This is a genomic window from Bacillus sp. OTU2372 (genome assembly GCF_038440275.1).
Taxonomy (GTDB): domain Bacteria; phylum Bacillota; class Bacilli; order Bacillales; family Cytobacillaceae; genus Neobacillus; species Neobacillus bataviensis_B.
Map to the genome: position 1 here is coordinate 43137 of NZ_JASATK010000010.1, position 18906 is coordinate 62042.

Sequence of the window (18906 nt, forward strand, 5' to 3'; positions counted from 1 at the left end):
GCCGCCCAGCATCAGAACTGCAGATCTTGTCACCATATTAGTTAGAAAAGGTGGGATAGTTAGATGGTTTGGACTATTTTTATTTTTCTATTGATTGTGTTTATTGTAGGACCCATTGCCTTGCTTTTATGGTTACATATTTTGGCAAAGAAACCACAGCATTCAATTATTAGAGCACACCCTTATTTGGGATGGATGCGCTACTTATTAGAAAAGATTGGCCCGGAATTCAGACAATATTGGTTTGATGATGACAATAGTGGCAAACCATTTTCACGAACAGATTTTTTAGGGATTGTTTTTTCGGCCAAATATCGAAGTGATCTTTTAAGCTTTGGTTCCAAACGTGACTTTGAGAAGCAAGGGTATTATATTGCGAATGGTTTGTTTCCCCTATTAAATGAAGAATTAAGCGTCGACAATCAAGAAAAAGTCCACTCCATGAAATATAAAATTGATCATGAAGGATTGTTTACGCGTCACGAACAGCTGGAAAAGGACCAAACAACACGTTGGCTATACCATGAAGAAGAAACGATAATCGTTGGCAGTGATCGGAAAATCCCATGGAGACTTCGAGGTCCATTTGGTGCCTCTGCCACATCCTATGGAGCAGTTGGCGAAAACTATATCCTTTCAACAGGTCAAGGGAGCCGTATGGCAGGCGGTTCATGGATTAATACAGGGGAGGGCGGAGTTGCACTAGAGCATTTAGAAAGTGGCGTAGATGTGGTCGCTCAAATTGGCCCTGGTTTATTTGGTTTTCGTGATGATGAGGGGAATTTTTCTATTGACGAATTTAATAGAAAAGCCCAGGAACCGAATATAAAAGCATTTGAGCTTAAATTCGGTCAAGGGGCAAAGATTCGTGGCGGACATCTGGAGGGGTCGAAGGTTACAACGAAGGTAGCAAATATTCGTAAGGTTCCATTGGGGCAGACCATTAATTCACCCAATCGCTTTCCATTTTTGCATAATGCGCTTGAAACGTTGCAGTTTATCAAAATGCTGCAAGATGAAGGTGGAAAACCTGTCGGAATCAAAATGGTCGTTGGATATCCATCCAGCTTGGATGAATTTTTCGAGGCAATGAATCATCTTAGGATTTATCCGGACTTTATTACGGTTGATGGCGGAGAAGGTGGAACAGGCGCCACTTACAAATCAATGGCAGATACAATGGGGCTTCCTTTATATCCTGCTTTAATTGCCGTTATTGATAAGGCCTATCAGTTTGGTATAAGAAATAAGCTGAAAATCTTTGCTTCAGGAAAGTTAATTTCAGCCGATAAAATTGCCATTGCCCTTGCGATTGGTGCAGATGCCGTGAACTCTGCACGAGGATTTATGATTGCTAACGGCTGTATTATGGCTCTTCAATGCCATACTGGTAAATGTCCTACGGGCGTAACGACCACTGACCCAAAATATCAAGAAGCACTTGTGCCAGAGGAGAAGAAATGGCGAGTCATGAACTATATCATTAATGTACGTCATGGTTTGTTTGCCTTAGCTGCAGCTTGTGGCATTGATAGCCCCCGTAAATTCACACGTGATCACATTGTATTTAAAGATGTTAATGGAAAAGTAATAAGGTTATCAGAACTATTTCCAATTCCTGACTCTTCGGCGGAATGATTCAAAAGAACTTTATAGTTTAATAGAAAATGAACGGGATAACGTTGATGATTTGAAAATGTCTGGTGGGTTCGATTCCCACGCAATCCGGCCAATTCAGTTATATCAAGGATTCTAACGAATTCCTATTGTACAAAGACCAGAGTGCACTCGGTCTTTTTTTTTGGCCAGTGCCTTAAAAGTGCCATTTACGAATTTTTGCCTAAATCTTATTTAATTTTCTAAAATATCCCTTGAAACTTACTTGTAAAAAATAGACAATATAGGAGTAATTAGTTTTACAGTTTAATGCAAAAATCGCTATTAATCTAGTTAGAAAGGGTAGGGTTATGGAAACAGCAAAGAGAATTGGTACAGAAAATGAACAAGCACGTACCCCGCGTCAGAAGAAATTGATTTTACTTGGAATCCTTGTTCTTATACTCATTTTTGTTATGTTAAGTTTAGCCATAATGGAATGGAATAAAAGGGATTTAAAGAAGTTAGTATTTATTCATCCAACAGAAAAAACCTTCATTAAAACAAAAACAGTGTCGGCTCGTGTTGTACAAAGTCATACTGAAGCGATTTATGTAAATGCATCAAAAGGATCGATAAAAGAGATTTTTGTAAAAGAAGGGGAAACTGTTGCTAAAGGACAACAGCTCTTTTCTTATGAAGGCTCAGCATTAAAGGCAGAACTAGGACAAGCAGAAATAAATAAACAATTAGCAGAAACGAGTGCGAAACAACTGAAAGAGCAAATCACTTCGTTAGAACAGGATTTACTGGAAGCTGAGTCTACTACTACACCTGGTACAAGTGACACAACCAATACCACCCTTACAACCAATCTAACTGATGTAGTTGAACCAGATAATATAGCTGATAATACGATACTGTCACTTAATGCTGAACTAAATACAGCAAAAGCTGACTCCCGTGCGGCAGAATTAAAGGTAGAAAAATATACGTTGGAGGCTGAAAAGCTCAAAGCCGAGCTCGATTCATTAATTGTCTCTAGCAACACTGCAGGTGTGATTGTTAACTTGAACCAAAATGTAGGGCAAGGTTTCCAAGCAAAAGAAAATCAGCAAATAGCCATCATGGAAATCGCCTCTAATGATCCGTTTAGAATTGAAGGAAAACTAACAGAAGCAGAAAAAGCTAAAATTACACCAGGCCAACCTATAACAGTAACTTCTAATGTAGTTGCCAATAAGAATTGGAACGGGAAAATAACGGAGGTAAGTGATTATCCTACATATAAAGCACCGGTTAATAAGGATAAAGATTCACAACATGACCCTATTCCATACTATTCTTTTAAAGCAAGTCTTGATACACAAAAAGGACTATATCCTGGCTACTCTACCTCACTGGACGTAGTTGTGCAGTCAAAACAATTGCTAGCAGTTCCTGAAACGAGTATCATAGGGATTGGAAAATCGACTTATGTAATGGTACAAAAGAAAGGAATTCTACATAAACAAAAGGTAGAAACTGGTCAAAAAACAGGTCAATGGGTTGCGATTCTTAAGGGGTTAAAAGATGAAGACAAAGTAGGAGTAAATCCATCCTGGATTGTTCACCTTGGTACATTAATTAACCTAAATTAAGCAATAATCTGGACCATTACGAAATAAATATAATACCGGGAATTTTTTATGAGGTAATACGTGTCTTGATTTTAAATAATAAATTACAAGATAACACTCTAAATCAAGAAATCTTGTTAATCAATACTTCAGAGCACATCAAGATATTTAAAAAACTAGGCCAGCTGTCTTCAAATCTGCTTGAGACCTGCGTACCAGGTCTGGTGGGTTCGATTCCCACGCAGTCCCGCCAACCCTTGGAATATAAGGGATTTAATGAAGTTAATAAGGGGAATGTTAGTACAGTATAAAGTGAAAAAAACGCCTTTGGTCACAAATTGGTCACGACAATTATAAATTAATATATATTCTTTACTTAGTTGCTCAAGTAGTTGGGCAGCTTCTTTTTGTATATTCGGTAAAACATGAGGGTATGTGTCCATTGTGATTCCAGATGTTGAATGCCCCAATCTCTCGGATACCACTTTAGGATGTACACCCTGTTGTAACAACAAGGTGGGATGTGTATGCCTCAAATCATGGAAGCTTATATAAGGCACTCCACTTTTGTTGACCATATTACTATATTTTTCCTTGCCATTTCGGTTGGTGATGACAATTTATCTTTCTGTGAAAATATTATTCGACAAAATTCAACGGAAATGACCAGACCCCCAGGCCCGGTCATTTTTCATTTGGGTATTGACGTTTCAAATTAGCGCAATTTTTAACATCGGGGTGTTACAATTTGATATCTTTAGTCTTAACGTCGCTATTCTCAATAAACTCCACGACTTCGAGCAGTCGTTTAATTGCATCCCCCCTTTCCGCAGATTCATTCGCCAGCAGCTCCCCAGCTAAATTCAGGACCTCCGACTTAATTCGTGATATCGACAATTTCGCATCCAGCAACTCATTCAGCATAGCGCAATACCTCCATTTTTAGGACTTCAATATATATATGTAATTACGCTACATTGAGTTCATTCTTCCTCTACATTTTGAATATAAATCGTATGCTTGCATTCACTCTTTTTCTTACAGATTCTTGTTTTGTTCCTTGTAGTAAGCCCGTGGGCTAATGCCATATACGTTTTTAAAGCGGCGAAAAAAATTAGTGTAATCGGAAAAACCACACTGAATAGCTGCCTGTTGTGCAGGTACTCCAATATTAAGCAAGCGCTGTGCATGTTGTAATCTTTTTTGAAGAGGTTAGCGATAAGGGGGACATCCCACAAGACGTGTAAAATCCCGTGTAATCTGATAGCAGCTTACATAAAAATCTTTTTCCAATAATTCTAAGGTGATAGACTCCTCATAGTATACAGGACCAAAAACAAAAGGATATATTGGAACTGTTGCTACACTGGTATTATTGGCTCTAAACATTGGCTTAAAATCAAAGAAAATCACTGAGTTAGAGTATGAGAGCTATGTTTCCGATTTGCTTGACACAACAGATAATATCCCTACTATTGCTGGAAAAAGTGTTGATTGGTATAACCATAATAAAGAGGAATTAATGAAATCTAGAAGAATGATCATTGTGGGTTATGAGCAGTGCAAGTCTGCTTTATAAAAAAATGGGGAGTTATACTTATTAAAACATAATGTAATGAGCTACGTTTTGTAAGCCTAATTATTAAATGCGGCGAAATGAAAAAACTAGAAACCATATTCAACCATATAGAAAAGTAGTGAATAGGAACCCAGAAGCCTATGCCTTTCAATTTTAGAAAGAGTTACTCTTTCACGCGAAAAAAACTACAAAATGACCTCAAATTGCAAAAACGCCTTCAAAATAACGAATTTGAAGGCGTTTTTTGCCGTTTTGCTAAAAAATGCCCTCAAATTCAAAAAAAGGAAGTCCGCTTTACCCCGGAAAACACGATAGTGTTGAAGTGCTAAGTTATAGTATTTTATATAAAGCCTTGTAAAGGACAAGGTGAAGTATTTGAAGGAATCTCTTGATCTCTAAAAAAGATGACGAAGGATTTTAATTGCACCGTCATTTGTTTAGCGACCGCTTTGAAGGCAGTGGATTTTATATTCATAACAATTGAAAAAATTTTATTATTTGAACATTTCCCGAAGGTATTGTATTTATTTGTGAATAAAATTACAATGGATTACATAAATAAACACTTTACTGTGATAAACTAGTAAAGAAATAAAGTGGGATATGGGGGAATAACATCATGAAGAAAGTCATCCAGATTTTAATGATTTTAGCAGTGGCTCTAATGGCAACTGCATGTGGTACTCAGCCTAAATTACCTGCACAATCAAAGAGTGACCAGAGTCAAAAAGGATCTGAAGGAAATACATTTGAAAATATAAAAAAGCAAGGCGTTCTTAAAATTGCGGTGGATGATACATTTCCACCAATGGAATACCGTAATGATCAAAACAAGTTAGTAGGTTTTGACATTGATCTTGCAAACGCCATGTCAAAAGAGCTTGGTGTGAAAGTAGAATTTATACCAACTGCATGGGATGGAATTTTACCAGGATTAGACGCTAAACGATATGACATCATTATGTCATCAATGAATATTACAGACGAAAGAAAGCAAAAGGTTGATTTTGTAGAGTACATGAAATTAGGACAAGTGGTTGCAGTAAAATCAGGAAATCCTCAAAAGATTCAATCGAAAGAAAATCTTTCTGGAAAAATAGTCGGTGTACAACTAGGTTCAACTAGTGAAAGTGCAGCGAAAGAGATTAAGGGAATAAAAGAATTAAAGACATACAATGGTTATACGGATGTATTTAATGACTTAGGTCTTGGCCGTTTACAGGGAGTTATTGTGGCAGAAGCGGTTGGCCGTTACTACAAAACTTCCAAACCTGATGCTTTCGATGTAGTAGGTAGTTCATTCCAAAGTCTTCCAGTAGGGATTGCTGTACGTAAAGGTGATAACGATCTTGAAGCAGCATTACAAAAAGCAATCGCAACCGTGAAGGATAATGGAACCTACGCAGAAGTTAGTAAGAAATGGTTCGGTACAGACAAATCTAAAGAATAAATAGGATACGGATAAATCGGAATGCTGATTTATTCGTCTTGTTTTTGCTTTATGTTTTTTCAAAAGGAGAGAGGGAAATGAAGGACTTTCTATCATTTGCATTAACTTATCTTCCCTACTTATTACAGGGGGCATTGGTAACCGTTGAAATAGCTGTTATTGGGATAGTAGCCGGAAGTATAATAGGATTACTAATCGGTCTCGGCCGTGTTTCTAGTAATAAACTATTTTCACAAATTAGTAGATTTTATATTTGGGTGATTCGAGGAACTCCTCTTTTAGTGCAATTATTTATCATCCATTTCGCGATCCCATCCGTTTTCCCCGTATTAACGATGCCGCCTTTTGTTTCCGCCTGCATCGCATTGTCACTTAATGCAGCTGCCTATATTGCGGAAATTGCCAGGGGCGCCATTCAGTCGATTGATAAGGGACAAATGGAAGCAGCAAGGTCTCTTGGATTAAGTTATGGACAAGCGATGAGACGAGTTATTATACCACAAGCGTTTCGCCGTATGCTGCCCCCACTAGGAAATGAATTTATTGCCTTAATTAAAGAATCCTCCCTCGTATCAACTATAGCTTTATACGATTTACTCAGAACGGGTCAGCAAATAATAAGTAGTACGTACCGTTATATGGAGATCTTTTTACTAGTTGGTTTAATCTATTTAGTACTTACTACGATCATGACATTTATCGTTGGGAAAGTGGAGAAAAAGGTAGGTGCTTATGAATGATAACATGCAATAATGTGATTAAAACATTTGGTGATTTAGAAGTTTTAAAAGGTGTCGATTTACATGTCTCGCAAGGTGAAGTGGTGGTCATAATCGGACCTAGCGGATCAGGGAAAAGTACCTTTCTTCGTTGTATGAATCATTTAGAGTCTATTGATGGCGGAATTATTACGATTAATGGGAAAATGGTTGAAAACAAAGAGGCTGCGTTGAATAAACTTCGTCAAGATATTGGAATGGTTTTTCAGCAGTTTAATCTTTTTCCACATATGACCGTTTTGCAAAACATTTTAGAAGCTCCTATTTTATTAAAAAAAATGACCAAAGCGGAAGCAAAGAAAAAAGGAATCCAGCTTCTTAAAAAAGTAGGGCTTGAAGCAAAATCGGACGAATATCCAAACCGTTTATCCGGAGGGCAAAAGCAGCGCGTAGCGATCGCTCGGGCATTAGCCATGGAACCGACGGTGATGCTGTTCGATGAACCTACTTCTGCACTTGATCCGGAACTTGTCGGTGAAGTACTTTCGGTCATGAAGCAGCTGGCAAAGGAAGGTATGACCATGGTCGTCGTTACTCATGAAATGGGTTTTGCAAAAGAAGTAGCAGACCGGGTGATCTTCATGGATGGCGGAAATATTATTGAACAAGGAATTCCTGAAGAGATTTTTGTAAATCCAAAGCATGATCGGACGAAGGAATTTTTAGGGCATATTAGATAGGAGGAGCCCACATGTTGAAAGATTCAAAATTAGAAATAACCTCAATTATTGATGATAAAGTAGAACAATGGTTTCCTAAATTAGTTGAAATAAGAAGAAATCTTCATATGTATCCCGAGATTAGTAATCAAGAATTTAAAACTACCGAAAAAATAAACGGATGGTTACATGAATTTGGGATTCAACAAATACCACTTAGCTTAGCTACTGGGACCGCTGCAGAAGTAAAGGGAATCAAACAGGGACCAACGGTTGCCATACGAGCCGATATTGATGCTCTTCCCATTCAAGAAGAAGCAGATGTCCCATTTCGTTCAAAAATTGATGGTGTAAGTCATATGTGCGGCCATGATGTTCATACAACGATTGCACTTGGGGCAGCGATTATTTTAGAAGAAATAAAGGATCTAGTTCCTGGGAATGTTCGGATCTTGTTCCAGCCAGCTGAAGAATTTGAAGGTGGAGCAGAATCGATGATCCAGCAAGGATTATTGGAAGGGATCAGTTCCATTATCGGGCTTCATAATGTTCCCGAACTTCCAGTTGGTCAGATAGGTGTGAAGGAAGGATTTTTAATGGCAAGTGTAGATGATTTTACCCTTACCATTAAAGGTAAAGGCGGACATGCTGCGCTTCCAGAGAAAACCATTGATCCGATCGTCATTGGCAGTGCAGTTGTGAGTCAGCTGCAAACATTGGTCAGCCGTACGATATCATCTAAGGAATCGGCAGTTGTTACCATTGGTTCCTTTCAAGCAGGGATGACAAATAATGTCATTCCAGATAAGGCTATTCTCAAAGGAACGGTCAGAACTTCCAACGAACAAGTGAGAAAGAAAATATATGAGGTATTTACACAACTTGTTACCAATACCGTGGCAGCACATGGTGGGGAAGTAGAGATTCAGTATGAGTTTCTGCTGCCTGCTGTCTATAATGATGCCCAGGTGGCAGAAATTGTTCAGTCAGCAGCTGAGACAATAGTTGGTAAAGAAAATACGGTACGGGCAGAACCAACCATGGGTGGAGAGGACTTTTCTTTTTACCAAAAAGAAGTACCTGGCTGCTATGTGTGGCTTGGTTCAGGGAATCAAGAAAAAGGGATTAAATATGGGTGGCATCACCCAAAATTTATGGTAGATGAAGATGCCATTAAAATTGGAGTCAAATTAATGGTTCAATCGGTGCTTAAATTATTAGAGAGATAAGCCTTTAACCTTGGCCAAAATATCTCATTTTCGTCGCCAATAAAAACATACAGAGTAGGAATCCTGCTTTTTTTCGGAAGGAAACAGCAGGATTTTCTCTATACTGGACATTCAAATGAAGGGAGAATTGAATACTATGGAAGCAAATTTCATGGAGAATTTAAATTTAACGATAGATGGAAACCGTCTTTGGAACCGATTAATGGCATTTGGAAAAATAGGGGAAGGAGACAATGGCGGGGTCACTCGAACATCATTTGATCAAAAGGATATCGAAGCACGAAAATTCTTTCTGAAACTACTGGAACAAGCTGATTTATCCCCTTATATGGACGCAGCTGGGAATATCTTTGGGCAAATAATTGGTAAAAATCCCGAATTACCTGCCATTCTTATTGGTTCTCACCTTGATACAGTAAATTCTGGCGGGCGTTTCGATGGCGCCATGGGCGTTCTAATGGGTGTTGAGGTGCTTTGTACGTTGAAAGAAAAGGGAATTCAACCTGAAAGAACAATAAAGGTTGTATCCTTAACAGATGAAGAAGGCGCTCGTTTTGATTATGCATTTGTAGGTAGTACCGCTTTGGTTGGGACAGAAGGTTCGAAATTAAAGGGAAATTTAGCTGCAGCAACAGATAAAGATGGAATCTCCTATCTGGAGGCCATGAAGAAAGCCAGTCTAGAAGGCGAATATTTTAATCAGATTAATCCAGACCTCTTAGAACAAGCCCAGTTGGGTAAAAATGACGTAAAAGCTTATATTGAAGTACATATTGAGCAGGGAAAAGTGTTAGAAAATAAAGATTTAGCTGTAGGAATCGTGACGGGGATCTCTGGTGGAGAATGGGCGGAAGTAACAATCATGGGTGAAGCGGGGCATGCAGGAACGACCTGGATGAAAGAGAGAAAAGATGCTTTAACAGCTGCAGCAGAATGTATAGTAGCGATTGAGAAAATAGTACAGGACAATAGCGGAAGTGTTGCGACAGTAGGAAAATTGGAAGTAAAACCTGGAAGTAGTAATGTCATTCCTGGGAGAGTGGATTTTACACTTGATGTTCGGGATATATCTAATGAACGGCGTGAAAAGACGGTTACTAAAATCTATCAATCCATTCGGACCATTGCTGCAAACCGTGGTTTAGGCTGTGAAATTAGGCAGGTTCAATCCCTATTTTCTGTGATGAGTTCACCAATAGTGATGGAAGCAGTAAAAGATTCTCTGCAAGAATTACAGTATCCTGTTTATGAATTACCAAGCGGGGCTGCTCATGATGCGATGGTGTTGGGAGAACTCACAGATATTGCAATGATTTTTGTAAGGAGCAAGAGTGGTATAAGTCATCACCCAGATGAGTGGAGTTCTTTTGAAGATGTTGCCCTTGGGTGCGAGGTGCTATACAGGACAACGTTAAAACTTTTATAACTTACCTAGAGTGCTTCTGTAGTTCAATTTAGTGAATACTCGGCGGTAACAGGCCTCTTGCATTCATTTGCAAGTGGCCTATTCTGCTTAACGCTTTCACTCTGCCTCATTAAATATATTTTTATTCAAAAATGAACAATTTTGATAGTTTTGTTCATTAATAAACAAATTCTCCTCATTTAACAATTGTAAGATTCAAGTATATTTTTATACTTATAATGAAAGGTTAAAAACATTTGGAAAGTGAGGACTGGCAAATGGAATATACCAAACTGGGTAACACGGGATTAGATGTATCTAGACTTTGCCTTGGGTGTATGGGTTTTGGAGTAAAGGAAAGTTGGGTGCATCCCTGGGTAATTGATGAAGAAAGCAGTCGTACGGTGATTAAAAAAGCTCTTGAGTTAGGTATCAATTTTTTCGATACTGCGAATGTTTACTCAGATGGAACGAGTGAAGAATTTCTCGGACGTGCCCTTAAAGATTTTTCAAATCGAGATGAAGTGGTTATTGCAACAAAGGTTTATTTCCCATTGGGCAAAGATTTAAACAGCAAAGGTCCGAACAGCAAAGGATTATCCCGAAAATATATTATGAGCGAAATCGATAAGAGTCTTATACGCCTTGGAACGGATTTTGTGGATCTGTACCAAGTTCATCGCTGGGATTACAACACACCAATTGAAGAGACGATGGAAGCACTCCATGATCTAGTGAAGTCTGGTAAGGTAAGATACATAGGTGCATCAGCCATGTACGCCTGGCAGTTTTTGAAGGCGAACCATGTGGCTGAGAAAAATGGGTGGAATAGATTTGTTTCTATGCAAAATCACCTTAACCTCATATACCGTGAGGAGGAACGGGAGATGCTGCCATTATGTAAGGAAGAAAAGATTGGCGTCATTCCATACAGCCCTCTAGCATCAGGTAGATTAACCCGGGATTGGTCAGAAGACACTCTCCGTTCTGAAACGGATGAAACTCAAAAATCTAAGTACGGTTCAACGGAACATAACGACCGTTTGGTTGTGGAACGAGTGGCAGAATTGGCAGAAAAACACGGTGTGCCAATATCCCAAATTGCACTTGCTTGGCTACTTCAGAAAGAACCAGTAACAGCTCCTATTATTGGCGCTACGAAAATTTCTCATCTTGAAGATTCAGTCGGTGCTTTATTGGTTAAGTTAACCACTGAAGAAGTTAGATATTTGGAAGAGCCTTATGTTCCACATCCTGTGGTGGGTGCTTTAGGTTCTAAATAATATTGTTTCATAAAAGCATAATTGAAAGATAATTAACAAATTATGTTCATGTAACAATTGGAGTCTATCGGTTCTTGGTTATAATAGAGACAGAAGTTCAAAATACTGAGTGGACGCAGGCAAAACCAAATGGATTGTTAATGGTCATTCAGGCAAAACCTAAATCGCTAAATAAGAGAAACTTTTGAAGTTTCCTATTTTGTAATTTAGGTTTTTCTTTTATAAAAACTCGATATTCATGAAATCAATTGCATGATATAGACTGGGAGTCAGGAAGTATAGTATTATAATGAGCTATTTATACTGTCTAATAGTAAATATAAGATGGTCTTTGGATGGGAAAAGAAGGAATTTGTTTTTATTTCTTGAATGTCTAATTTTATTGAAAAAATAATATATAAGAGAAGGGAGTTAATTAAGATGATAAAAGGTTTCGGGGGAATATTTTGGAGAACTAAGAATCTAGATGCAATAAAAAAATGGTACAGTGAAGTATTGCAGATTAAAATAGAAAATTGGAATGGGACAATTATTAAACCACATTCAGGAAATGAAACTATCTTTTCTTTCTTCGCTGAAGATGACAGTTATTTCCCAACAGAACAGCAAGTGATGTTAAATTTTCAAGTGGATAACCTAAACGAAACGATTAAGCATCTTGAACAAATTGGTGTATCTCTTGTTAAAGAAAAAGAGATTAGTGAATTTGGAACGTTTATTTGGATTGAAGATCCTGAAGGTAGACTGATTGAGCTATGGGAGAAATAAACGGGTTGTAATTATTTCTAGGAGAATCATTTTAAATCAATCAGATTTCTGAAGGGGAAGTTTATGAACTTTAAATCTCCACAAATTAATCTATATGTTGATAAAGGTGACTCGAATTGATCGTCTTGGTCGAACTCTGTTCAGTTATTGCCGTTAGTTGGACATCTTAAGAGAAGTTTGTAATTGACGTAACGGGGGCGATTGCTGAATAACGGTAATCGCCTTTTCTTATTAAACAAGCTCTCAGTTAAAGAAGAAATAAGGAATAACTACCAATAAAATTTTAAAAAATGGTATTCTTGATAAGTGATTATTAGTATTAATACAGGAAAAGAGTGAAAGTAGTGAGAATAGGATTTTTTGATTCTGGAATAGGTGGTATGACTGTACTGCATCAAGCATTGAGGTTTTTACCGAATGAAGATTACATATTTTATGCGGATACCTTACATGTTCCATACGGTGAAAAATCAAAAGAAGAGGTAAGGGAATATATATTTAATGCAGTTGACTTTATGGCTAATCAAGGAATCAAAGCATTAGTCATTGCTTGTAATACAGCAACCAGTATTGCAGTGGATGACCTTCGCCAAAAGTATGATTTCCCTATTTTGGGAATTGAACCAGCCGTAAAACCTGCTGTTCAAAGCTGTGAGGGAAAACGAAAAAAGGTATTAGTGTTGGCAACTAATTTGACTCTCAGAGAGGAAAAGTTTCATAACCTTGTGAGAAGTATAGATCATCACGATATGGTTGAAAGTCTACCTCTTCCTGGTCTTGTCCAATTCGCGGAGAATTTTGAATTTAGAGAAGAGATAGTTGTACCCTATTTAAAAGAAAAACTATCTTCGTTTGATTTAAAGCAATACGGAACCATTGTTCTTGGATGTACCCATTTCCCATATTTTGAAAATAGTATAAAGAAAATATTTCCTGAAGAAGTGGACATTATTTCTGGGAGTATTGGGACTGCCAAGAACTTAAAAGGAATTCTCGAAGCAAAGAATCAAATTAACGATGGAACAGGGGATATTTTATTTTTTAAAGCTGGTTTTAAAGTGGAAGATAAAGAAACATTATCTAATTATAAAAAGTTGTTGATAATGTTAGACGAACTTCAGCTTTGTCACCTAAACTTTAAAAGATAATCACTCCAAAAACGGGTACTTAAACCAATTAGGGTAGGCTGTTCCGATAGTATTTTTCATATTTAGGTAAAAGTTTGTGAAATATTGTAATTAGAAATGGTCCTTTGCAGGCATTGTTTGGAAGAATGGTTGTATTGCTTATATACTCCATATTCCTTACAATTTCGTCATATATCTATTATTTTCTTTATCTAAAGGAGGAGTTTTACATGCCAAGAAAGGCTTTTAGTGCATCTGGAGCTGTTGCTGTTGGTCCTTACTCACATGCAATTGAAGCAGGAGATTTAATATTTCTATCTGGGCAAACCCCAGTTGACTCGCAGACTGGAAAGCTTATAGAAGGTGATATTGTTGAACAGACAAATCAATGTTTTAAGAATCTTTTCAATGTATTGGAAGCAGCAGGTTTAACTCCAGATAATGTTGAAAAAGTGAATGTATTCTTAACTGATATGAATAATTTCACTGCAATGAATGAAGTTTATTCTAAACAATTTTCTGAGCCATATCCTGCTCGTACAACTATAGGTGTGTCGTCCCTACCTCTTGGTGCACAGGTTGAAATCGAAATGATAGCTAGAAGATAAATTAAGGTTAAAAGGGCTCTATTCCACAAGCGGTCCAGTTTGTGGAGGATTGGTAAATTTCAGGTCTTCAAATAATAAGATTACTAGAAGAAGGAAAGCAATGTGTAATTAGTGATGTAAGTTTATGTCTGTTATGTAATAATTATTTTGAAGAAATATAAATTTACAATTCATACGTAGTGAAAGTGGGAATCATAATGGCAACAGGAATACATACAGTAGAAATTCCAGTAGATGTGCAAGCAGTTTGGGATTATGTCAGCGATCTTGAAAAATGGGCAACGACAGTACCAGCCTATAAAGAACATGAAATCATAAATGACCAGCAATCTATTTGGACATTTGAAGGTAGTGTGAAAGGTATTAAAAAAACAATACAAGCGCAGGTAGATATTACCGAATGGAATGAACCTTCAAATATTAAGTTTGAACTAAAAGGTTTATCAGATAATTTTACAGGAAGCGGTCACTTTACTTCAGAAGATGTTAATGGTAAAACAACAATGACTTGTAGGGTGGAAGTCCATGCAGGCGGATTATCGGGTGCGGTGTTAACACCAATTATTAAATGGGCTGTTCCCAAAGTGGCATCTCGTTTAACAGAATCTATCGCACGTAAAATTGCAGTATTCTCATAGTTTTTGATATTTATTGACCAAGCAAATTTATATTAGTTATTTAATAGTAAACATTAAATAACGGGAGATTTAGTGAAAGTAGATTTTAATTTGTTTAAAACATTCTCATCATGTTTTAGTTATTCCATTATAGGTGTGCTTTCGTTGAACAATCGGGTTGCTGCTGCAGCCCCTTTTTCTAATTCAGCTAAAAAGTAGGTTTGTTCAATAATTTTCCACATTAATTGGTATTTATTGTATAATTGTAATTAGGATACCTTAGGAGGGAAGTATATGATATTAAATACAATAACACCTATAGCAATACTTGTTATTATTGGATTTCTAATGGTTATGTTAGTTAAGGTGTTAAAAAAATAAGGGAGTACAGGTTAGCTTATTCAAATACAATAGTCTTTTTTTATCCTTAACATAAAAATTTGTGAAGAATTACACTTAAAGTAACGGGGATCTTTAACACAATAAGGAATAAATCCCTCAGTTTGCTCTTTAACCCACCTGTTTAGTCCCTTCATCCTGCCAATCGGTAAACAAACTAACTCTAAAGTAGTCACAAAGCTAACACTTGATGTACATCCAAGTCATCAAATGAGGCAGGATGTTTACGAGAACCTTCCGTTAGCACCATTAGCTCAACATTTTGATCCCATTTTATCTAGTGCCTATACTCATGAAATTCGAACTTGGCTTGAGTTAACAAATCAGGCAAATAAGTGGATTATTTATGAGATAGTCTACTTTCTTTGTAGTATTTGTATATTAGACATTAATAATGCTTTTTATGTTCATTGAAAGGTTGGAATATTAAAAATATAATGGGAACAGTAAACGCTTACAATGGTAGGGAGGTAAATAATTGAGGTTTCAATTAACAGAGGAACAATTAACCTGGCAACAGGAAATCAGAGAATTCTTACGAGAAATAATCACACCGGAATTGCTTCTAGAAGCAGAAGTAAACCAAGGTAAAACACAGGTCCATTAGAAAAAGAGTAATGTAGAAGACTAGTTGAAAAAGGATGGGCCGCAATTAATTGGCCAAAGGAAATGGGGGGATTAGGTCTAACAGCTATGGAAAAGTTTATCTTCAATGAAGAATTTGCTTATGCAAAGGCGCCCCATCCTTCAGGAGCATCACTTTCCATTGTGGCACCGGCAATTTTTATGTTTGGCACGGAAGAGAATAAAAAGGAATGGCTCCCGAAGATCATGGCTAGTGAAGCCGATTTTGCCCTTGGGTACTCAGAACCTAATGCCGGGACAGACCTGGCAGGCCTTCAAGCAACCGTCGTCTTAGATGGTGATGAATGGGTCATAAATGGGCAAAAAACCTGGAATACATTCGGGCACAAGGTAACCCATCAATGGACAGATGTACGGACAGATCCTGCGGCGCCAAAACATAAAGGGATTTCCGTCATTATTATTCCAAATAATGCACCGGGAGTCACTCTAGTAAAACAAAGAACATGGGGAAATCATACAACAAATGATGTGTTCTTTGAAAATGTAAGAGTTCCAAAAAACAATCTGATTGGAGAGGTTAATCAGGGGTGGAGGGCAGTTAATCTCAAGAGAATCATAAAACTCCTAAGTGAAAAAGTAAAAAATAAAAAGGAAAAAGGCAATTTACCGTCTAAATCCAGAGGGTGAATTGCCTTTTTTGTATTGGGTTGAGATTAGTTTTTCAGTGGCCTCGCTGCAACTCAGGCTGTCTTTTTAATCATAAAGGTCTTATCCTTTTTGGTTTGAAAGTTAAAGGATGGAATTCATCAGTATCTTGAAACACATCACGCCATTTCATTTTTGTTATATTCATTTGCTTGTTTCTTTTGGTATAACAGGCGCTACTTCTGTTGCCAACCGCTCGATGTTCTCGGCGATCTTTTTAAAGGGCATACCACCAAAATCTATTTGTGCCATAAACCGGTGGTGACCAAACAACTCGTATTGGCGCATGATCTTTTCAATAATTTGCTGTGAGCTTCCCACAAAAAGGGCAGTTTCTTTACCACACATCTGTTCAAATTCTGCTCTAGATAAAGTCTCACTTACCCCATGCTGGCGATTAAGGAAATGCCAATAATTAGAATGGTACGGATAACTAAATTACTTTCAAGAGGCTGCCGAGACCCTTTGATATTACTGCATTACACGGGGCTGAATGGGGTACTGGTGTCCTCCACAGTCTTCAAAACTGCTTGAGACCTGCGTGCCAGGTCTGGTGGGTTCGATTCCCACGCAGTCCCGCCAACCTTGATATATAAGGGTTTTTGAGGAATTTCTGTGAAGTTATAAGAGGGGTTTTAAGTTTAAAAAAGTAAAAAATCCGCCTTTTGGTCACACTTTAATCACAACGTTATAATTAAAAATAATTTCTATTTTATAAGTTGCTCAAGTAGGAGAGCAGCTTCTTTTTGCATATTCGGTAAAACATGAGTGTATGTGTCCATTGTAATTCCAATAGTTGAATGACCCAGTCTCTCCGAAACCACTTTAGGATGTACTCCTTGTTTTAATAATAAAGTAGCATGGGTATGTCTTAAGTCATGAAACCTTATATAGGGTAAACCACTTAAGTCTACGATCTTACGATAATTTCTGGCCATTTCGGTTGGTTGAATTGGTTTACCATTTCTTTGAGCAAATACTAAATCCAAATCTTTGTACCCTTGTCCTATTAAAAGCTTGTTTTCTAATTGTTGTTTATAAATTTTTTTTAATTCTTTTATTAGAGAAGGGGTTACAGATATTGATCTGGTTTTACCTGATTTGGGCTCCTTAAACGTTAATCCTACATTTTTGACTTCCTGTAATGATTGTCGAACATAGACTATATTATTATCAAAATCAATATCCTGCCACCTTAAACCCAAGACTTCACCACGTCGCATTCCAGTATTAATCGCAGTTAAATAAATTGGATAATAAGGGGAATCTTTACTTACATTCAAGAAGACTTTAACCTGTTCATTGTCCCATGTTTGCATTTCAACTTTCCTTGTTTTGGGTGGAGTTACCGCCTCAGCCACATTCCTTACAATTAATTGCCATTTCACTGCATCTTTTAAGGCCTTAAAAATTAGCCGGTGGTGGTGTTTTACTGATTGTGCAGAAAGACCGCCTTCATCTATTTTTCCATTACTTAGTTTTTGGGCGTAATACTCTTGTAAGTGTGATGGTTGCAACTTGGAAATTTTAATAGGGCCTAATACTGGCTTTAAATGTAGATTAATCATGTATTGATAATTTTCATAAGTTCGGTGAGCAGTATTAGGTTTTGCATGATTTTCGAGCCAATAATCCAAGTATTCGCTTAGAGTAATTTCACTTGGCTCAAAATATGTTCCCTTATCAATTGCATTTAATTGTTCGTTAATATATTTTTCCGCTTCCTTTTTGGTTTTAAAGCCTCTTTTTCTTTTTTGCTTCCTTTTCCCTGTAACGGGATCCTTTCCTAAGTCAAAAACTACGTTCCATGAATTACCATCTTTTTTAATAGATCCTCTCATTATAAAACCTCCTAAAAAAATAAAAAAATTTTAAAGATATTTTTGGTTAAATCAAATGAATCACCCCCTTTACCTTAATCAAGATACCTTCCTAAGTACTTAATAAATTCATTTTACATAATTTGCCTCTTTTGCAATGATTCTACGAATAAAATAAATCCTTATTTTAGTAACACTTTTTCTATAAAGATAAGTATTTTTTCCTTTTCTTCATTAGTAAGCGGCTTGTTTTTAAAGCTAATACTCCCTTCATTACTTAACAAATAGAATAAATCCTTGGTTACTGTAAAGTCTCCAGTAATTTTTGAATGAGCTTTGATATTCCCTTCTAAATTTATATATCCCGCTTTATCCATTAATTCAGTATAAGAAACACCATAAAATAAAGAAAGCTTCTTTAATATTTCAGGTGTTGGCTTCCGTTGCTTTTTAGTTCGAGGGTCATACCCTTTTTCTAAAGTACTTAAGTAGGTGTGACTTATTCCTGTTCCTTTTTGTACATCTCTTAATGAAAGTTTTCCTCTTAATTCTTTTAAATAATTGCCGAATTCGTTCATTTTACCACCGCTTATAGTTAATTTTAATAAATATTGTACACCATGGTTGACAAAGTAGCAACCTTTAATATACACTCTAGTCATAGGAGGTGTAAAT

Annotated in this window: 18 protein-coding genes, 1 tRNA gene and 3 pseudogenes; 16 read left to right on the forward strand and 6 right to left on the reverse strand. The window is 37.0% G+C overall.

The annotated features are described in order from the left end of the window. Positions 1-63: 63 nt before the first annotated feature. Entirely contained in the window at positions 64-1638 is a 1575-nt protein-coding gene (locus tag AAHB15_RS16655; RefSeq protein ID WP_342042823.1) for an FMN-binding glutamate synthase family protein, read from the forward strand. A 329-nt stretch (positions 1639-1967) separates the two neighbouring features. Then, entirely contained in the window at positions 1968-3236 is a 1269-nt protein-coding gene (locus tag AAHB15_RS16660) for an efflux RND transporter periplasmic adaptor subunit (RefSeq protein ID WP_342042824.1), read from the forward strand. Between the two features lie 170 nt (positions 3237-3406). Here the strand turns inward: AAHB15_RS16660 and AAHB15_RS16665 are convergent, their stop codons facing one another. After that, positions 3407-3793, reverse strand: a complete 387-nt coding sequence (locus tag AAHB15_RS16665) for a tyrosine-type recombinase/integrase (RefSeq protein WP_342042825.1) — start codon at positions 3791-3793, stop codon at positions 3407-3409. Between AAHB15_RS16665 and AAHB15_RS16670 the strand changes: the two genes are divergently transcribed. Then, on the forward strand, positions 3743-3934 hold the full coding sequence (locus tag AAHB15_RS16670; protein WP_342042928.1) for a hypothetical protein: 192 nt from the start codon (positions 3743-3745) through the stop codon (positions 3932-3934). The genes AAHB15_RS16665 and AAHB15_RS16670 overlap by 51 nt on opposite strands. A gap of 22 nt (positions 3935-3956) precedes the next feature. On the opposite strand, the gene AAHB15_RS16675 is transcribed toward AAHB15_RS16670, so the two are convergent. Together AAHB15_RS16675 and AAHB15_RS16680 are read right to left on the reverse strand one after the other, a co-directional pair. Further along, a complete protein-coding gene (locus AAHB15_RS16675; protein ID WP_144568094.1) occupies positions 3957-4139 on the reverse strand; it encodes a hypothetical protein in 183 nt (60 codons plus the stop codon). A 114-nt stretch (positions 4140-4253) separates the two neighbouring features. After that, positions 4254-4409, reverse strand: a pseudogene (locus tag AAHB15_RS16680) (helix-turn-helix domain-containing protein); the annotation flags it as partial. Positions 4410-5413: 1004 nt separating this feature from the next. On the opposite strand from AAHB15_RS16680, the gene AAHB15_RS16685 reads away from it, so the two are divergent. The 12 genes and pseudogenes from AAHB15_RS16685 to AAHB15_RS16740 form a co-directional block, all read left to right on the forward strand. Next, a complete protein-coding gene (locus AAHB15_RS16685; protein ID WP_335571799.1) occupies positions 5414-6244 on the forward strand; it encodes an ABC transporter substrate-binding protein in 831 nt (276 codons plus the stop codon). Positions 6245-6321: 77 nt separating this feature from the next. Next, entirely contained in the window at positions 6322-6984 is a 663-nt protein-coding gene (locus tag AAHB15_RS16690; RefSeq protein WP_335571800.1) for an amino acid ABC transporter permease, read from the forward strand. Further along, entirely contained in the window at positions 6981-7703 is a 723-nt protein-coding gene (locus tag AAHB15_RS16695) for an amino acid ABC transporter ATP-binding protein (protein ID WP_342042826.1), read from the forward strand. Before AAHB15_RS16690 ends, AAHB15_RS16695 begins: the two co-directional genes overlap by 4 nt. 11 nt (positions 7704-7714) lie before the next feature. Continuing rightward, entirely contained in the window at positions 7715-8911 is a 1197-nt protein-coding gene (locus AAHB15_RS16700; protein WP_335571802.1) for a M20 metallopeptidase family protein, read from the forward strand. A 136-nt stretch (positions 8912-9047) separates the two neighbouring features. Next, positions 9048-10337 (forward strand): M20 family metallo-hydrolase, encoded by a 1290-nt coding sequence (locus AAHB15_RS16705; protein ID WP_342042827.1) that lies wholly within the window; start codon positions 9048-9050, stop codon positions 10335-10337. Between the two features lie 257 nt (positions 10338-10594). Then, complete coding sequence (locus AAHB15_RS16710) at positions 10595-11599, forward strand: aldo/keto reductase (protein ID WP_342042828.1); 1005 nt, start codon at positions 10595-10597, stop codon at positions 11597-11599. Between the two features lie 420 nt (positions 11600-12019). Next, the gene (locus AAHB15_RS16715; RefSeq protein ID WP_144568057.1) at positions 12020-12367 is read left to right on the forward strand and encodes a VOC family protein; all 348 of its coding nucleotides are present in this window, start codon (positions 12020-12022) and stop codon (positions 12365-12367) included. Between the two features lie 344 nt (positions 12368-12711). Beyond that, positions 12712-13515 (forward strand): glutamate racemase, encoded by an 804-nt coding sequence (gene murI, locus AAHB15_RS16720; protein WP_335571805.1) that lies wholly within the window; start codon positions 12712-12714, stop codon positions 13513-13515. 209 nt (positions 13516-13724) lie between these two features. After that, complete coding sequence (locus tag AAHB15_RS16725) at positions 13725-14102, forward strand: RidA family protein (RefSeq protein ID WP_144568053.1); 378 nt, start codon at positions 13725-13727, stop codon at positions 14100-14102. A gap of 197 nt (positions 14103-14299) precedes the next feature. Next, positions 14300-14740, forward strand: a complete 441-nt coding sequence (locus AAHB15_RS16730; protein ID WP_144568051.1) for a CoxG family protein — start codon at positions 14300-14302, stop codon at positions 14738-14740. Between the two features lie 856 nt (positions 14741-15596). Next, on the forward strand, positions 15597-15725 hold the full coding sequence (locus tag AAHB15_RS16735) for a hypothetical protein (protein ID WP_342042829.1): 129 nt from the start codon (positions 15597-15599) through the stop codon (positions 15723-15725). 26 nt (positions 15726-15751) lie between these two features. Beyond that, positions 15752-16393: pseudogene (locus tag AAHB15_RS16740) on the forward strand (acyl-CoA dehydrogenase family protein); the annotation flags it as partial. 162 nt (positions 16394-16555) lie between these two features. Here the strand turns inward: AAHB15_RS16740 and AAHB15_RS16745 are convergent. Next, positions 16556-16843: pseudogene (locus AAHB15_RS16745) on the reverse strand (LLM class flavin-dependent oxidoreductase); the annotation flags it as partial. Positions 16844-16896: 53 nt separating this feature from the next. Here AAHB15_RS16745 and AAHB15_RS16750 point away from each other — a divergent pair. After that, positions 16897-16993: transfer RNA gene (locus AAHB15_RS16750), tRNA-Sec, on the forward strand. A 125-nt stretch (positions 16994-17118) separates the two neighbouring features. On the opposite strand, the gene AAHB15_RS16755 is transcribed toward AAHB15_RS16750, so the two are convergent. Both AAHB15_RS16755 and AAHB15_RS16760 read right to left on the reverse strand, forming a co-directional pair. Beyond that, complete coding sequence (locus tag AAHB15_RS16755) at positions 17119-18252, reverse strand: site-specific integrase (protein WP_342042830.1); 1134 nt, start codon at positions 18250-18252, stop codon at positions 17119-17121. A 161-nt stretch (positions 18253-18413) separates the two neighbouring features. Beyond that, positions 18414-18893, reverse strand: coding sequence for a helix-turn-helix domain-containing protein (locus tag AAHB15_RS16760; protein ID WP_342042831.1), 480 nt, complete (start codon positions 18891-18893; stop codon positions 18414-18416). Positions 18894-18906: the final 13 nt, after the last annotated feature.

Bases quoted from the DNA above. Each gene is read 5' to 3' on its own strand.
- AAHB15_RS16655 (WP_342042823.1), top strand. From the start codon at position 64: ATGGTTTGGACTATTTTTATTTTTCTATTGATTGTGTTTATTGTAGGA.
- AAHB15_RS16660 (WP_342042824.1), top strand. From the start codon at position 1,968: ATGGAAACAGCAAAGAGAATTGGTACAGAAAATGAACAAGCACGTACC.
- AAHB15_RS16670 (WP_342042928.1), top strand. From the start codon at position 3,743: ATGCCTCAAATCATGGAAGCTTATATAAGGCACTCCACTTTTGTTGAC.
- AAHB15_RS16665 (WP_342042825.1), bottom strand. From the start codon at position 3,793: ATGGTCAACAAAAGTGGAGTGCCTTATATAAGCTTCCATGATTTGAGG.
- AAHB15_RS16675 (WP_144568094.1), bottom strand. From the start codon at position 4,139: ATGCTGAATGAGTTGCTGGATGCGAAATTGTCGATATCACGAATTAAG.
- AAHB15_RS16685 (WP_335571799.1), top strand. From the start codon at position 5,414: ATGAAGAAAGTCATCCAGATTTTAATGATTTTAGCAGTGGCTCTAATG.
- AAHB15_RS16690 (WP_335571800.1), top strand. From the start codon at position 6,322: ATGAAGGACTTTCTATCATTTGCATTAACTTATCTTCCCTACTTATTA.
- AAHB15_RS16695 (WP_342042826.1), top strand. From the start codon at position 6,981: ATGATAACATGCAATAATGTGATTAAAACATTTGGTGATTTAGAAGTT.
- AAHB15_RS16700 (WP_335571802.1), top strand. From the start codon at position 7,715: ATGTTGAAAGATTCAAAATTAGAAATAACCTCAATTATTGATGATAAA.
- AAHB15_RS16705 (WP_342042827.1), top strand. From the start codon at position 9,048: ATGGAAGCAAATTTCATGGAGAATTTAAATTTAACGATAGATGGAAAC.
- AAHB15_RS16710 (WP_342042828.1), top strand. From the start codon at position 10,595: ATGGAATATACCAAACTGGGTAACACGGGATTAGATGTATCTAGACTT.
- AAHB15_RS16715 (WP_144568057.1), top strand. From the start codon at position 12,020: ATGATAAAAGGTTTCGGGGGAATATTTTGGAGAACTAAGAATCTAGAT.
- AAHB15_RS16725 (WP_144568053.1), top strand. From the start codon at position 13,725: ATGCCAAGAAAGGCTTTTAGTGCATCTGGAGCTGTTGCTGTTGGTCCT.
- AAHB15_RS16730 (WP_144568051.1), top strand. From the start codon at position 14,300: ATGGCAACAGGAATACATACAGTAGAAATTCCAGTAGATGTGCAAGCA.
- AAHB15_RS16755 (WP_342042830.1), bottom strand. From the start codon at position 18,252: ATGAGAGGATCTATTAAAAAAGATGGTAATTCATGGAACGTAGTTTTT.
- AAHB15_RS16760 (WP_342042831.1), bottom strand. From the start codon at position 18,893: ATGACTAGAGTGTATATTAAAGGTTGCTACTTTGTCAACCATGGTGTA.